The sequence below is a fragment of the Variovorax sp. GW821-FHT09D07 genome (assembly GCF_059416345.1).
In genome coordinates, this window is record NZ_JBWKOY010000002.1 from 723,343 (window position 1) to 737,505 (window position 14,163).

The 14,163-nt window shown below is 69.1% G+C and carries 9 protein-coding genes and 1 pseudogene; all 10 read right to left on the reverse strand.

The genetic code is table 11. From position 1 onward, the window contains the following. Positions 1-32: 32 nt before the first annotated feature. The gene (locus tag AC07OX_RS09685) at positions 33-1,364 is read right to left on the reverse strand and encodes a DUF1254 domain-containing protein (protein ID WP_495260499.1); all 1,332 of its coding nucleotides are present in this window, start codon (positions 1,362-1,364) and stop codon (positions 33-35) included. After that, the gene (locus AC07OX_RS09690) at positions 1,361-3,721 is read right to left on the reverse strand and encodes an arylsulfatase (protein ID WP_495260498.1); all 2,361 of its coding nucleotides are present in this window, start codon (positions 3,719-3,721) and stop codon (positions 1,361-1,363) included. The genes AC07OX_RS09685 and AC07OX_RS09690 overlap by 4 nt, the downstream gene beginning before the upstream one ends. 55 nt (positions 3,722-3,776) lie before the next feature. Further along, entirely contained in the window at positions 3,777-4,760 is a 984-nt protein-coding gene (locus tag AC07OX_RS09695) for a Bug family tripartite tricarboxylate transporter substrate binding protein (protein WP_495260497.1), read from the reverse strand. A 245-nt stretch (positions 4,761-5,005) separates the two neighbouring features. Beyond that, positions 5,006-5,170: pseudogene (locus AC07OX_RS09700) on the reverse strand (acyl-CoA dehydrogenase family protein); the annotation flags it as partial. 9 nt (positions 5,171-5,179) lie between these two features. Then, positions 5,180-7,930, reverse strand: coding sequence for an FAD-dependent oxidoreductase (locus tag AC07OX_RS09705; RefSeq protein ID WP_495263325.1), 2,751 nt, complete (start codon positions 7,928-7,930; stop codon positions 5,180-5,182). 177 nt (positions 7,931-8,107) lie between these two features. After that, positions 8,108-8,764, reverse strand: a complete 657-nt coding sequence (locus tag AC07OX_RS09710) for a winged helix-turn-helix domain-containing protein (RefSeq protein WP_495260495.1) — start codon at positions 8,762-8,764, stop codon at positions 8,108-8,110. A 78-nt stretch (positions 8,765-8,842) separates the two neighbouring features. Next, a complete protein-coding gene (locus tag AC07OX_RS09715) occupies positions 8,843-10,204 on the reverse strand; it encodes a TolC family outer membrane protein (RefSeq protein ID WP_495260494.1) in 1,362 nt (453 codons plus the stop codon). Between the two features lie 86 nt (positions 10,205-10,290). After that, positions 10,291-10,944 (reverse strand): SCO family protein, encoded by a 654-nt coding sequence (locus AC07OX_RS09720; RefSeq protein WP_495260493.1) that lies wholly within the window; start codon positions 10,942-10,944, stop codon positions 10,291-10,293. Positions 10,945-10,973: 29 nt separating this feature from the next. Continuing rightward, positions 10,974-12,758 carry a multicopper oxidase domain-containing protein gene (locus AC07OX_RS09725; RefSeq protein WP_369644154.1) on the reverse strand — a complete coding sequence of 595 codons (1,785 nt, stop codon included), beginning with the start codon at positions 12,756-12,758 and terminating at the stop codon, positions 10,974-10,976. Positions 12,759-12,792: 34 nt separating this feature from the next. Beyond that, entirely contained in the window at positions 12,793-14,130 is a 1,338-nt protein-coding gene (locus AC07OX_RS09730; protein ID WP_070059823.1) for an HlyD family type I secretion periplasmic adaptor subunit, read from the reverse strand. Between the last annotated feature and the right edge of the window lie 33 nt (positions 14,131-14,163).

Below are 14,163 nucleotides of genomic sequence, written 5' to 3' on the forward strand. Positions count from 1 at the left end.
CTTTCGAATGGGAGACGATGCGGTCGGTTCGGTCAGGGCAGGCGCTTCAGCGCGGGCGGTGCCCAGCGCCCGTCGAGCACCGGCGCCTGCGGCACGTACAGGCGCAGGTTCATGCTGAAGGGGCCGGCGGGCGCGGGCAGCCAGTTCGGGGCCTTGTCGGCGCCCGGCGACGCGTGCTGGATGTACAGGTCCAGCGAACCGTCGGCGTTGAAGGCGAGCGCGTCGCGGTCGCCGATGGCGTAGCGGTTCAGCGCGTTGTCGACGAAGAACTGGTCGGGGCCGTACAGCGTCAGCGACCAGAACGCATCGGCCGGCGGCAACTCGTGCGCGTCGAAGTGCAGCACATAGCGCGCAGTGCCCGACAGCGGCTGGCCCTCGCTGTCGCAGACCGAGCGCGGGTACATCGCCTCTTCGCGCGGCAGGGCGCCCAGGCCTGCGTAGGCGACGAAGGCGCGCGCCAGGTAGTCGTTGCCGTAGACGCCCACGTTGCTGCCGAGGCTCCAGCCGTTGCGCACCATGCGCATCGCCGGCGCGCGCTCGAGCATGCGCCGGTAGGCATCGGGCGCGGCGCGCGCGAGGGCGCGTTGCACGGCCTCGGGGGCGTCGGCCAGTGCGAAGCCGCGGCCGGGGACCAGGCCGATGCGCTCCATGCGCAGCAGCAATGCACCGTCGGTGGCATGCGGCGGGTTGCGTCGGAGCAGTTCGGCGAAGAGCGCGAAGAAGGCGCCGGCGCCGAGTGCGGCCACCTGCTCGACGGGCGGGCGCATGTCCATCGCTGCGTCGACGTGGCCGGCGAGTGGGTCATGGGGCTGGCCCCAGGCGGACAGCGGCACGGCCTCGAAGCCGGCCTGCAGCGTGTGCACGTGGGCGTAGTCGGCCGCGCCGTTGGTCTGGATGCGCCCGACGATCCAGCCCACGTCCGTGGGGCTCACGATGGCGCGCACGCCCTCGGGCAGCGTGCCTTTCCAGCGCGGGCCGACGAGCGCGAAGTGGCCGCCGCCGTTGCCGTTGGTGCGCGTGCCCAGCGTGGCGAACACGTCGGTCCACAGGTCGTAGAACGGAATGACGTGGTAGCGATCGCCCATGTCCGGCAGCGTCAGCACCAGCGGCTCGTCGCCGACGTCGTACCAGATGTTGGAGTACAGCGTGTCGGCGTTGGGACGCACCACGTCCTTGAAGCCGGCGTCGGGGTAGGTGGGCACGTGCACGAAGCGGTTCATCGGCCCGCGCACGCGCGCGCCGTCGGGCTGCGCGACGTTGGTGGCGACGCGGCGCGTCAGCTCCATCACCACCATCGGATAGGCATAGGTGTAGGCCTCGATGCCGATGGCGTAGGCGTCTGCTTCAGTGATCAACGTGCTCACGACTGCGTCTCCGCATAGCGCAGCCAGACGTCGTGGATGTGCCCGTCGAAGCCGAACGGCGCACGGTCGAAGTACTCGGCCGCCACCGGCGAGCCCAGGTCGCAGCCGACGTCGAAGGTCTCGCAGGCCGAGAAGATGGCCGTCACCGTGACACCGATGTCGCACGCCGCCACCTGCTCGCCATCGACGCGCAGCACGGCGTGCGCGGGGCGCTGGGGCGCCGTGCCGTCGCTCATCGTGAACTCGACGTCGATCGCATGGCGTCCGGCGGCAATGCGCGCGGGCGAGCGCGCCTTGAAGCGGTACATGCCGAGCATGTTGTATTCGTAGGCCAGGTGGCCGTCGTCCAGGTACAGGCAGATGCCGCCGTTGAAGCCGCCCAGCGCGAACAGCACGCCGCTCGCGCGCTCGCCCAGCGTGGCGTCGACGGTGGCCGTGTGGCTGCGCGTCTTGATGTTGGGCGCGCAGTTCTCCGGGATGCGCGTGATGTCGCCGCTGAAGTGCCACGAGGTGTGCCGGGGCGCGATGCGGTGCTGCGGCTTCAGCGTCAGGTGGTAGATCGCGCCCAGCGGATAGACGTGGTTGATGCCCGCCTGCACGGCGAACATCTCCTTCATCTGCGCCAGCCTGGCGGGCTGCGCCTGCGCCAGGTCGTGCGCCTGGGCGTAGTCCTTCGCGACGTGGTACAGCTCCCAGACGTCGTTGTCCGGGTCCCAGGTGGCCAGCCCGGGCGCGGCGCCCGCGACCCAGGGAATGCGCGGGCCGAACACGCCCGCGGTCCAGCCGTCGTGGTGCACCATGCGGCTGCCCGCCACCTCGAAGTACTGCACGCCCTTGCGGCCCTCGGCCTGCGGATGGGCGAAGGTGTAGGCCATCGAGATGCCGTCCAGCGAATCCTGCCGCACGCCGTTGAGCTCGACCGGCGGCGTGATGCCCAAGATGTCGTAGAGCGTGGGCGCGATGTCGTTGACGTGGTGGAACTGCGAGCGCGGCGTGGTGTCGGGCCGGATGCCGCGCGGCCACGACACGACCAGCGGCGTGCGCGTGCCGCCGAAGTGCGCGGCGATCAGCTTGGTGCTCTGGAACGGCGTGGAGCCGGCCCAGGCCCAGCCGGCGTGGTACATGTTGTCGGTCTTGCGTCCACCCAGTGCGTCGAGGCCGCCCAAGCCTTCCAGTAGTTCGAGGTGCTGCGAGATTTTTGTGGAGATGCGGTTCTGCGCCAGCAGCTCGACCACGGTGCCGTTCTGTCCTTCGGCGCTGCCGCCGTTGTCGCTGAACACGAAGAACACCAGCGTGTTGTCGCGCAGCCCGAGCTGCTCCAGCTCGTCGACGACCTTGCCGATCTGCGCATCGGTGTGCTCCAGGAAGCCGGCGTAGACCTCCATCAGCCGGCGCTGGAACGGGCGCTCGGCCTCGGGGATGCTGTCCCAGCTGGCGAGCGTCTCGGGCCGGGGCGTGAGCTCGGCGGTCTCGGGGATCCAGCCCATCTCCTTCTGGCGCGCGAAGGCGCGTTCGCGGTAGGCGTCCCAGCCGTCGTCGAACTTGCCCTTGTACTTGTCGGTCCATTCCTTGAAGACGTGGTGCGGGCCATGCACCGCACCGGGCGCCCAGTACATCAGGAAGGGCTTGTCGGGCGTGATGGCGCGGTGGCGGCGCAGCCAGCCGCAGGCCTTGTCGGCCATGTCCTCGCTCAGGTGGTAGCCCTCGTCGCGCGGCGGCTCGATGAGCGTGGTGTTCTCGACCAGGCGCGGCTCGTACTGCGAGCTCTCGCCGCCCAGGAAGCCGTAGAAGTGGTTGAAGCCATGGCCTGTGGGCCAGCGGTCGAAGGGGCCAATCTGCGTGGTCAGGTTGGCCGGCGTGTTGTGCCACTTGCCGAACGCGGCCGTGTTGTAGCCCCAGGCCCCGAGCACCTCGGCCATCGTGCCGGCGCTCTTGGGAATGACGCCCACGTAACCGTCCCAGTCGGTGGCGTATTCGGAGATGTGGCCGTAGCCCACGCGGTGCGCGTTGCGCCCCGTCAGCAGCGACGCGCGCGTGGGCGAGCACACGCCGCAGTTGTGGAAGGCGTTGTAGGTGATGCCGCTGCCGGCCAGCCGCGTCAAGGTGGGCGTGTGGATCTCGCCGCCGAAGGTGTCGGGGTGCGCGAAGCCGGCGTCGTCGAGCATCACGATCAGCACGTTCGGTGCGTCGTCGCGCAGGTGCGGCACCGCCTTGCGCCGCTCGTGCGTGGACTCCGACAGCTTGCGCCCCGCGATGCTGGCGCTGGGCGGTGCATCGAAGGGCAGGTGGCTGCCCTGGCCGGGCAGGGTGTTGAAGCCGCCGAGCGTGGCGGAGGGGTTGGATTTTTCTTGTGTCATGGGTGTTCTGTTGGACGCGCGAGGGCAGGGCCCCGGCGTCGTGGTGGATCGGGCGTCAGTCCAGCGTGACGCCGATGGACTTGACCAGGGCGCTCCAGTCCTGCAGGTCCTGGCGCAGGACCTCCTTGAACTGCTCGGGCGTGGGGCGCGGCAGGTCGGTGAAATTGAGTTCGCGCAGGCGCTGGGTCACGGCCGGGTCCTGCAGGGCGCGGTAGATCTCTTCGTTCAGGCGCTTGACGACGGCGGGCGGTGTCTTGGCCGGCACGAAGAAGCCGTACCAGGTGTAGTTCTTGAACGGGAACCCGGCCTGCGTCATCGTGGGCACGTCGGGCAGCATCGGCAGGCGGTCGGGGCCGCTGTAGGCCAGGGCCTTGACCCGGCCGGCCTTCACCACCTCGATGGTGGAGGAGATGTCGGCGAAGCCGGCGTCCACCTGTCCGCCCATGAGGTCCTGCACGCAGGGGCTGCTGCCCTTGTAGGGCACGTGCAGCAGCGAGATGCCGGCCTGCTTCTTCAGGCTTTCCATCGTGAGGTGGCCGCCCGAGCCGTTGCCCCACGAGCAGTAGTTCAGCTTGTCGGGGTGGGCCTTGGCGTGGGCGACGAAGTCCTTGAGCGTGTTCGGCGGCAGGTCCTTGCGCACCAGCAGCAGGTTGCCGCCGCGGCCCACCTGCGCGACGGGCGCGAAGTCCTTGAGCGGCTCGTAGGGCAGCTTCTTGTAGAGCGCCGGGTTGATCACCATCGTGGCGGCGTAGGTGAACAGCACGCGCGTGCCGTCGGCCGGCCCCTTGGCGACGAAGTCGACGCCCAGGATGCCGTTGGCGCCGGCGCGGTTGTCGACGATCACGCTCTGCTTGAAGGCCTTGCCCAGCACGTCGGCGAACAGCCGCGCGATGAGGTCGGTGCCGCCGGCGGGCGGCGTGGGCACGACGATGGTCACCGTCTTGCCCGGGTAGCCGGCGCCGTCTTGCGCCGTGGCCGCGCCGGCGAGGGCGAGAAGGGCCAGCGCGGTGAGTGCCGGCCGCAGCAATGTCCTGTTCACGGGAATGTCTCCTTGGGAATGGGTCGCGCAGGCCCCGCGCCTCAGGGCGCGTCCCCCATTGCCATGGGGGGTGGGACTGCGTCTCCATGCTAGGAAACAGCGGCCATCGATTCCGTCAACCAGCCGACAGATTCGTTGACACCGGCTCGGGGAATACCCTCTGGCTCAGCCGGATGCGGGCCGTATGTCGACCGGGGAGGGCGCGTTGCCGTTCCGTGGTCGCGCGCGCCCTCGACGGGGTGCTTTCATGCGCCGAGCTTGCGCGCGATCAGGTCCTTCATGATCTCGCTCGTGCCGCCGTAGATGCGCTGCACGCGCGCGTCGGCATGCATGCGTGCGATCGGGTACTCGACCATGTAGCCGCAGTCGCCGAACCGCTGCAGGCATTCGTCCAGGGCCTTGCCCTGCTGCGTGTAGGGCTAGGCCGCCAATGCCACCGAATGCTGCTGCCAGTCCCCACGCTCCAGCAAGGCGGTCATCGCGGAGACCGGCGCGTGCTCGCGCACGGCGGGAATGACCTCGTCCGCCTCGTCCGGCGATCCAACCAGCACCGCGCCGACAAGCCGGCCCTCGGCGACCACCAGCTTGCGATAGATGCCTTGCGCAGGCTCGGACTGCGTCAACTCGAATTCGCCGGGCCGCGCGGCGTGCACCGAGCCTGCGGAGCGGACGTCGATGCCCGAGACCTTCAGCGCGGTCACCGGCACATGGCCGCGATAGACGCGCTTGCCGCCCAGCGCATTGACGGCCGCGATCTCTCCCTGCTCGGCCGCCACGGCCCAGAGGGGGATCGAGTGGCCCTCGAACTCGGCCACATCGCCCGCGGCATAGACATGGGGGGCACTGGTGCGCATCTGTGCGTCGACGATGATGCCGCGGCCGAGCGCCAGGCCGGCCGACTGCGCGATGTCGACGTTGGCGCGCACGCCGGTGCACACCACGACCACGTCGGCGGGGAGCTGGCGTCCGTCCTTCAGCACGAGCCGCGCCACGCGGCCCTCGCTGCCCGGCTCCAGCCGCGCGGCGTCGGCACCGGTCATGACATGGATGCCCTGGGTTGCCAGGTGCGCTTCCAGCAAGGCGCTGGCCGGGGTGTCGATCTGCCGGTCCAGGATCTGGCCGCTGTTCGACAGCACCTGGACCTGCGCCCCGAGCTGCGCCAGCGCCTGCGCCGCTTCCAGGCCGAGCAAGCCGGCGCCCAGCACGACCGCGCAGGTGCCGTGGAAGCGCTGCATGTAGTCGCGGATCGCCATCGCATCGTCGGCATCGCGCAGCACAAAGCTGCCTTCGATGCCGTAGCCGTCGAGCGGCGGGACCCACGCCGAACTGCCCGAGCACAGGATGAGCCTGTCGTAGCCCAGCGTCTCCCGGGTCGCCAGCGTGAGCTCGCGACGCTGCGTGTCGACGCCCGACACATGCGTGTTGAGCCACGCGGTGACACGGTGTTCGGCATACCACTGCTCGGGCAGCAGGTGCAGGCCCTGGACACCCGTCGGCATGCTGATCAGCTTGGCAATGGCCATCCGGTTGTAGGCGTTGTGGTTCTCGCGGCCGATGAGATGGATCTCGCAGTCGGGGTGGCGACGCCGCACATGGTCGGCCGCGGTCAGGCCGGCCACGCCGTTGCCCACGATCACGACGCGGCGGATCGACGCATCGAAGGGCACGACCTCGGGCTTGCGTGTCTCGCGCGCCGCTGGGGTCGCCTCCCGCTTCAGGTCGATGCGGATGGGCCCGGCATTGCGGATGCGCGCCATGCAGGCCAGGCGCGTGCCGTCGGCGCAGCCGAGCCGGGCCAGTGTCGCCCGTTCGTCGCTGCCGATGGGGGCGAGCCGCTCGCCGCCCGCCACGACGGCGATCGGGTCGGCGCCGCACACGCCGGAACGACAGCCGGCGTTGATGGGGGCGCCGCAGTCCTCGAGCGCTTCGAGCAGGGTCTGGCCCTTGCGGATGGGGGTCTTCATGCCGGTGGGGTCGATGCAGAGTTCGGCAGGCTGCGTGGACGCATCCGCCGGCGCGGCCGCAGCGGCCTCGTTCTCCGGCGGGGCCGCAACCGGCGCCTTGCGCGCGGCGTCGTTCGGGCCGCGGTGCAGCCGCATCGTCTCGATGACGATCGGCGCCAGCCGGGAACCGTCCCGGACACCCTTGCGCAGTTCACGGCGAAGGAACAGGCGCTCGACATGCAGCGACCGCGCGATCCACGTCAGGCTCGCGATGATCGTCAGGCCACGCAGCGTGGCGACGACTTCGGGAGCGATGGCCATGCCGCTCAGGCTGCTCAAGGTGCTGACGACCAGCGGGGCGGTGAACCAGTAGTACAGCGAGAACGCGGCCGCCGCGAAGAGCACCGGCGACAGGTTGCGCGTCTTGCTGCCCAGCAGTTCGATCAGGTTGAAGAGCGTCAGGCTGGCGGCCATGTAGACCAGCATCTGCATGACCGTGGAGACCGGGCCGATCTCGGCGGGCGAGGGCACGAGGTAGTAGCCGAGGATCAGGCCCGGAAAGACGCCCGCGAAGAAGCTGCGGAAGTTGCGGTAGGCCGGGTTCGGGTCGTACTGGTCGGCCAGGTACGCGGCGCCGGGGTTGAGGTCGTAGCAGTTCTTGGCGCAGCCCACGCACGGTTCGCAGTGCGTGTTGGCGATGCGGATGAACGGCGTCTGGCCGTACAGCCGCTGCACCGGCAGCAGGGGGCAGATGCTGCTGCACCAGCCGCTCTTGCCCTTGAACAGCAGGCCGCCGATGAGCGCCGCCCCCATGGCTGCCGCCAGCAGGCCGGCGGTGGCCATGCCGTTGCCGTTGAACAGCAGCTTGCGCGCGACGACCGCGCAGATCAGCAGGCCGATGCCGATCGGAAATGCCGCGCCCTGCGACAGGCGGCGGCTCGTGAGTGCGCGCGTGATGCCGAGCCTGCGGGGGATCTGGTTGATGGCGGCCAGCGGGCAGACGTTGCGCCACAGCCCGGGGGCCAGCATGAACACGAGCGGGAGCGACGGCACGATCAGCCCCCAGAACAAGGGCATCGCGGTGGCGGGCCGCAGCGCCAGCATGACGGCCAGGGCCAGGGCCGAGGCGATGCTCACCACGCGCAGCGCGCGCCACACCGCTTTCGGCACGATGGTCGGCAGCTGCATGAAATTGGCGAAAACGAGAGCGGGAGAGGGCTTGAACATGGTTCGGTGGTACCTGCGTGAGAAGGTGTCGCCATTCATGCCCCGGGGGGACGCTGCGACAGTGGTGGCGCCATCGGTGAGTGATGGGGCTCTGCGAGTGGTGCGATTCTGGCCAGTCGCACGTCTTAAGGTTGCTATCTTGTGTGCGGCACGCTTACGAGTCTGAAGACGACGGGCTCAGGTGTTCAGGCGGTAGCCGACCCCGCGAATCGTGCGGATGATCTGCCGCCCGAGCTTGCGCCGCACGTTGGACAGGTGCACTTCCAGGGCGTTGCTCGTCGGTGCGCCGTGAATCCCCTGCACCAGCAGTTCCACCTGGGCCTTGGGGACCGTGTGATCGAAGCGCAGCGCGAGCGCCTCCACCAGGTTCCATTCCCGCTCGGTCAGCGCGACAGGCATGCCGCAGCGGACCGTCGTCCGGCTGCCCAGGTCGAACTCGACGTCGCCGCACCGCACGCGCGGCGTTGCCAGGCCCGCGGCCCGGCAACGCAGTGCCCGCACCCGCTCGGCCACTTGCTCGGGGCGGCACGGCATCATCACGAAGTCGTCCGCGCCCGCGTCGAGGACCTCGGCCTGCGCGGCCGGGCCAGGCGCTCCCACCATCAGCATCAGGACCGGCGTGGTGATGTGCTGCACCCGCAACAACCGGACCCAGTCGAGTCCCGATCCGTCGGGCAACTGCGAGCTGACGAGCAGCACGTCGTAGGACTCGTTCTCCAGCACGTCGATGTCGCCGAGCCGCTCGACGCTGTCGATCAGGAACCCGTTCTTGCGCAAGTGCGTGAACAGGCCGTCGTCGACCCGCGCGCGATCCTGAAGCAGAAGCAGTCGCATGGCGTCACCTGCATGTTCAGCGCCGTCATGGCCGCGAGCAGTCGCTGGTGCTGTCGGTACGTGCCATGGCATGCCTCGTCATTGGCGGGCCGGCGTTCTCCTGGACACGGAGACGGGCGCCGCGCTGTCGACCGGGGTGCGGCCGTGGGTTGCAAGCGCGGCATCGATGGCGTTCAGGTCCTCGGGCACCAGCGTGCCGTTGGCCTGCCGCAGCTTGAGATTGCCGAGCAGCACCGAATAGCGCGCCACCGCCAGGTCGCGCTTGGTCTGGAAGAGCTGGCTCTGCGCGTTGAGCACGTCGATGTTGATGCGCACGCCCACCTGGTAGCCCATGCGATTGGCCTCCAGCGCGATCTGGCTGGAGACCTCGGCGGCTTCGAGCGCCTTCACCTGGCCGGCGGCCGACACCAGCCCCAGGTAGGTGGCGCGGGTGGCCTGCGCGACGCCGCGGCGCGTGGCCTCGAGCAGCGAGCGCGACTGGTCTTCGAGCGCCAGCGTTTCCCTGACGCGGTTCTCGATCGCGTAGCCGGCAAACAAGGGCAGGTTGAGGGAGACGCCCACGGTGAGGGCCTTGACCCGCGAGCGGCCCGGCGTGGTGTTGGTGCCCTGGGGGTTGTTCGTGACGTTGTAGCCCAGGGTCGCATCGAGCGTGGGCAGGTGGCCGGCCTGCGCTTTCTGCACCTCGAGCCCGGCCACATCCAGGCCCAGGCGGGCCTGCTGGATCGCAGGGTGCCCGGCATCCGCGTGCGAGGTCCAGACCTCGATGTCGGCGGGCGCGAGCGGAGGCAGCATCACGGGCGCCGCCAGCGGCACGGGCACGCTGCCGGTGCTGCCGACGAGCTGGTCGAGCACGATCTTCTTCACCTGCAGGTCGTTCTCGGCGGCGATCTCCTGCGCGATCACCAGGTCGTAGCGGGCCTGCGCTTCGCGCGCGTCGGTGATGGTGGTGGTGCCGACTTCGAAGTTGCGCTTGGCCGAGGCCAGCTGCTCGGCCACGGCCACCTTCTGCGCGCGCACCAGGGCCAGGCTGTCCTGGCTGGCGAGCACGTCGAAGTAGGCCTGGCTCACGCGCACGATGAGGTCCTGCTCGGCGATGGTGAGCACCGCCTGCGCCACCTCGGCCTGCCGCTGGCCCTGCTCGTAGGCGGCCCAGTTGGCGGGGCGGTACAGCGGCTGCGTGGCGTTGATGCCGACACTTTGGGTGTTGAACCCGCGCGTCGTCGCACTGCCTTCCGTCGAGAGGTCCTGCCGGGTGTGCGAGGCGCCGGCCGACAGGCCGACGGTGGGCAGGATGCCGGCCCTGGACTGCGCCGCCCGCGCCAGCGTGGCCTCGTACTGGGCCCGCGCGCCCTGGTAGGTGGCGTCGTAGCCGCGCGCCGACGTGTAGATCTCGACCAGGCTCTGGCCATGGACGGGCCACGCGAGGCTCGCTGCGAGCACGGCGCCCCATGCCGGGGCGAGACGCTTCCCGGTGGCGGGGGCCCGTGAGCCCTGTCCACCGGGTGGGGGTCGGCGCAGGCGCTGGTTCAGACCGTGCTCCGAGGGGCGGCCTGCAAGATGGCACCGCCCGCGCGGCGAACCGTGGCCGGGCTGCGATCGACATGTAGGATGGCGCTGACGATCTGCTCGGGCGCCGCCAGCGCCGGCGCCATCGACCAGCGGTCATAGACGTCGTTGCCGATGCGCACCATGCCGGTGTGGCGATTGATCTCCTTGTCGACCTTCGGGTCCGGGTCGTAGAAGCCCAGGGCGAAGCGCACGAGGTCGATGTTGCCCCGGCTCCCGGTCAGGAAAAGCCAGCCCGGGTTCACGCTGTGCATCTCGGCGTAATCGGCCAGGTGCTCCACGGTGTCGATCTCCGGGCGGATGGTGATCGAGTACATGAAGATGTCCCGGCCCACCCGAGAGGCCAGGCGCTCCTGCACGCGCAGGAGGTTGTTGGTCATGAGCGGACAGATGCCTTCGCAGTCCGCATACATCATGTTGATGGCGACGATCTTTCCACGGACCAGGTCGTCGTAGAAGTTCACCTTCGCCCCGGTGTGGGTCTTCAGTTCGACGTTCGGCATGCGACGCCCCGGGCGTGCAGCCGTTGCCGGCGCCTCGGCGGAGGCGGGCAGGCCGAACGCGTACAAGGACGCGACGCCCAGGCCGGCGATCAAGTGTCTGCGGTGGTTCATGAGAATCTCCTGGAAGTCATCGGCGTTCTTCACACGATGTCGAAGCGAACCATCATCGAGTGGTCCTCGTGGGTGAGGTTGTGGCAGTGCATCAGGTACTTGCCCGAGAAATCGCGGAAGCGCACGAACACCCTCACGGTCATGAGTTCGCCGACGACGAAGACGTCCTTGCGTCCGCGCTCGTTCACGGGAATGGGCAGGCTCACGCCGTTGACGCTCTTGCTGAGAATCCGTCCTTCTTCGAAGTGCACGTGGATCGGGTGCTGCCAGCCGTTGTCGGGATTGATGAACTCCCAGATCTCGGCGGTGCCCCTGGTGACCCTGGCTCTGGCCGTGAGCGAATCGAAGAACAGCCCGTTGACGTTCCACATGCCGCTGTTGCGCTGGAACACCCAGGTGCGAACCGGCAGGGCCGCGAGTTCGCTGGCACTGGGCAGGTCGCGCAGCGGGCGCAGCACGCTCGGCACCACGCTCAGGTCGGGCGTCGGGGGCTGGCGATCGACGATGAACTTGAGCACGCGCGTGCCCGGCGACTGCACCACGCCGGGTTTGCGGGTGTCGACCTGCGTGAGCTGGTTGACGAGGTACAGCGTGGTGTTCAGCGGGAATCGCGAGAAGTCCACCACGATGTCCGCGCGCTCGGCCGGGGCGATCCGCACCCTCAGCTGGTTCAGGATCGGTGCCGGCAGCAGGTTGCCGTCGCTGGCGATCTGGGTGTACGGGTACACGATGGTGCCGCCCGTGTTCTGCAGCACGAACTCGTAGAAGCGCGACGGCCCGACGTTCAGCAGCCGCAGCCGGTACTTGCGGCGTGCCACGCGCAGCACCGGCTCGATCTTGCCGTTGACCACGATCTTGTCGCCCAGCACGCCCTCGGGGTTGAGCTCGTCGAAGGTCAGCCGGCCGCCCGAGTCGAACCGCTTGTCCGAGAAGCTCAGGGGGTAGTCGTACGCGCCGCTGGGCAACCGCAGCCCCGTGGTCTCGTCGCCGGTGTCGAGTGCGTCGAAGACCATGTAGCGCCCGAACATGCCCTTGAGCACGTTCGGTGCCGTCACGCCTTCCGTGTGGTCGTGATAGAAGAGCGAGCCCAGGGCTTCGCGCGAATCGCCGAGGCCGCCGAATTCGTCGAAGCCGGCGTAGAGGTTGGGGTAGAAGTGATCGTTGAAGGTCCCCGGCGCGGTCAGCGTCACGCCGCCCTGGACGGCGCTGTAGAAGTCGCTCGCGAAGCCGTCGCTCTCCGACGGCGTGTGCATGTTGTGCAGGTGCGTGCTGATCTCGGGCGAGCCGAATCCCGTGTGGTTCTGCGGCAGCTGGTTGCGGATGCGGCAGATGACCGACTGCCCGTAGCGCGCGTGGATCGTGGGGCCCGGCGTGGTCACCCCCGGCGTGTTGCCTTCGTAGCCCCAGATGGGCTGCGGGGGGTAGTAGGGGTTGTTGCCGTTGAACAGCCAGGCCGGGTTCTCCTTGGCCGTCAGCTGGTACAGCAGCGGCGTGCCGGCCTTGCCGGGCACGGTCAGTTCCGCGTAGCGCTGGTGCGGCGCACGCCCGCACTCGCCGCCTGCGATGTTCGCGTTGAGGGTCGGGGCCGGGGTCAGCGTGGCCAGCGGTGTGAGCGGCGTGACCTGGTTGGGCAGGTCCTCGACCCACGGTGTCGTCGGCGGGCTGGGCGGCAGGGGCGTGGGTTGTGCGCGGGTCTTGCCCGGTGTCAGGACCAGGGGGGCGGCCGTGGCTGCCAGCGAGGCCTTCAGGAACGTGCGTCTCTTGCTGTGGGCGACAGGCGTCACGGGGTCGTGGTGGTTGGAATCCTTGCGCATGATGTATTCCCCTCGTTGACAGAGAACAGCCCCGCTACATCTGCCGTCCCGATCGGCGGATGGTGGAGGTGATGGGCTCGATGACGTACTGCAGCGCGGTCTGCGAGACGCCCGCGATGTAGACCTCGGCGGGCATGCCCGCCTGGAGCTTGAAGTCGCCGATGGCCCTGAGCGACTCGGCGTCGGCCAGGATCATCACGCTGTAGTAGGGCAGGTTGGTCTGGCGCTCGATCAACCGGTCGCCGGCGACATAGGTCACCTTGCCCGTGACCATCGAGGTGTTGCGGTACTTGAAGGCGGTGAACTTCACCCGCGCGCGCTGGTTGAGGTGCACGTTGCTGATGTCTTCCGGACGGATGCGCGCCTCGATCATCAGCTGGGCGTCGCTGGGCACGATGTCCGCGATCGCTTCTCCGGGCCCGACCACCGCGCCGGGCGAGGTGAACTTCAGGTCGATCACTTCGCCGCTGGCCGGGGCCACGACGACCTGCCGCTGCGCCGCGTCGTTCGACTTGCGCTGCTCCTGCTCGATCTCGCCCAGGCGCTGCGTGGTGGCCTTGAGCTGGTCGCTCGCGGCCTTCACGTAGTCGTTGCGGATCGACTGGATCTTCAGGTCGATCTCCACCAGGCGCTGGGCGGCACGTGCCAGTTCCGTGCGCCGCTCTTCGAGCTTGGCCGCGTACTCCATCACCACCGACTCGAGCTGGGAGATCCGGCTCGACGAAATGAAGCCTTCCTGGATCAGGCCGCGGTTGGCTTCCAGGTCCTGGCGCTGCAGGACGAGCGAGTTCTGCGCCTGCGCGATCTGCGCGTGCACGGCGACGATTTCCTGCTGCACGCGATCGCGCTGCGTTCTCATGAGCGAGGCCGCGCTGTCCAGCGAATGGCGCTGGGCCTGGAACAGCGCCGTCTCCTTGAGCAGGGCCTGGCCGATGCGATCGTCCTGCCGGGCCGCGCGCAGCAGGTCTTCGGGGAAGGCGAGCGTCTTGGCGACGGACTGCTCGGCCTCCAGGCGCACCAGCATGGCGCGCTCCAGATGGACGCGATAGCTCAGGCGGTTGCGGTCGGCGTCCACGCGCACGTCGCCCAGGACCAGGATCGGATCGCCGGCGTTCACATGCTGGCCGTCGCGCACCATGACTTCCCGCACGGTGCCGCCTTCCAGGTGCTGCACCGGACGGCGGTTGAGGTCCACCTTGACGAATGCGGGAGCCACCACCGCCATCGAGAGCGGGGCGAGGCCCATCCACAGGCCCAGGGGCAGGATCGCGCCGAGGATGACCCAGCATCCGCTTCGCGCGAGGCGTCGTGCGTGCTCCCGGCTGCTGCGTGGGGCTGCAACGGGAGGCATCGGGAGTGTGGCGGTGCTCATGGTGCGGGGTCCTTGTTCGCAGCGGCGGCGCGG

Coding starts and splice junctions, on each gene's coding strand:
- AC07OX_RS09690 (WP_495260498.1), bottom strand. CDS start 3,721: ATGACACAAGAAAAATCCAACCCCTCCGCCACGCTCGGCGGCTTCAAC.
- AC07OX_RS09705 (WP_495263325.1), bottom strand. CDS start 7,930: ATGTTCAAGCCCTCTCCCGCTCTCGTTTTCGCCAATTTCATGCAGCTG.
- AC07OX_RS09710 (WP_495260495.1), bottom strand. CDS start 8,764: ATGCGACTGCTTCTGCTTCAGGATCGCGCGCGGGTCGACGACGGCCTG.
- AC07OX_RS09720 (WP_495260493.1), bottom strand. CDS start 10,944: ATGAACCACCGCAGACACTTGATCGCCGGCCTGGGCGTCGCGTCCTTG.
- AC07OX_RS09725 (WP_369644154.1), bottom strand. CDS start 12,758: ATGCGCAAGGATTCCAACCACCACGACCCCGTGACGCCTGTCGCCCAC.
- AC07OX_RS09730 (WP_070059823.1), bottom strand. CDS start 14,130: ATGAGCACCGCCACACTCCCGATGCCTCCCGTTGCAGCCCCACGCAGC.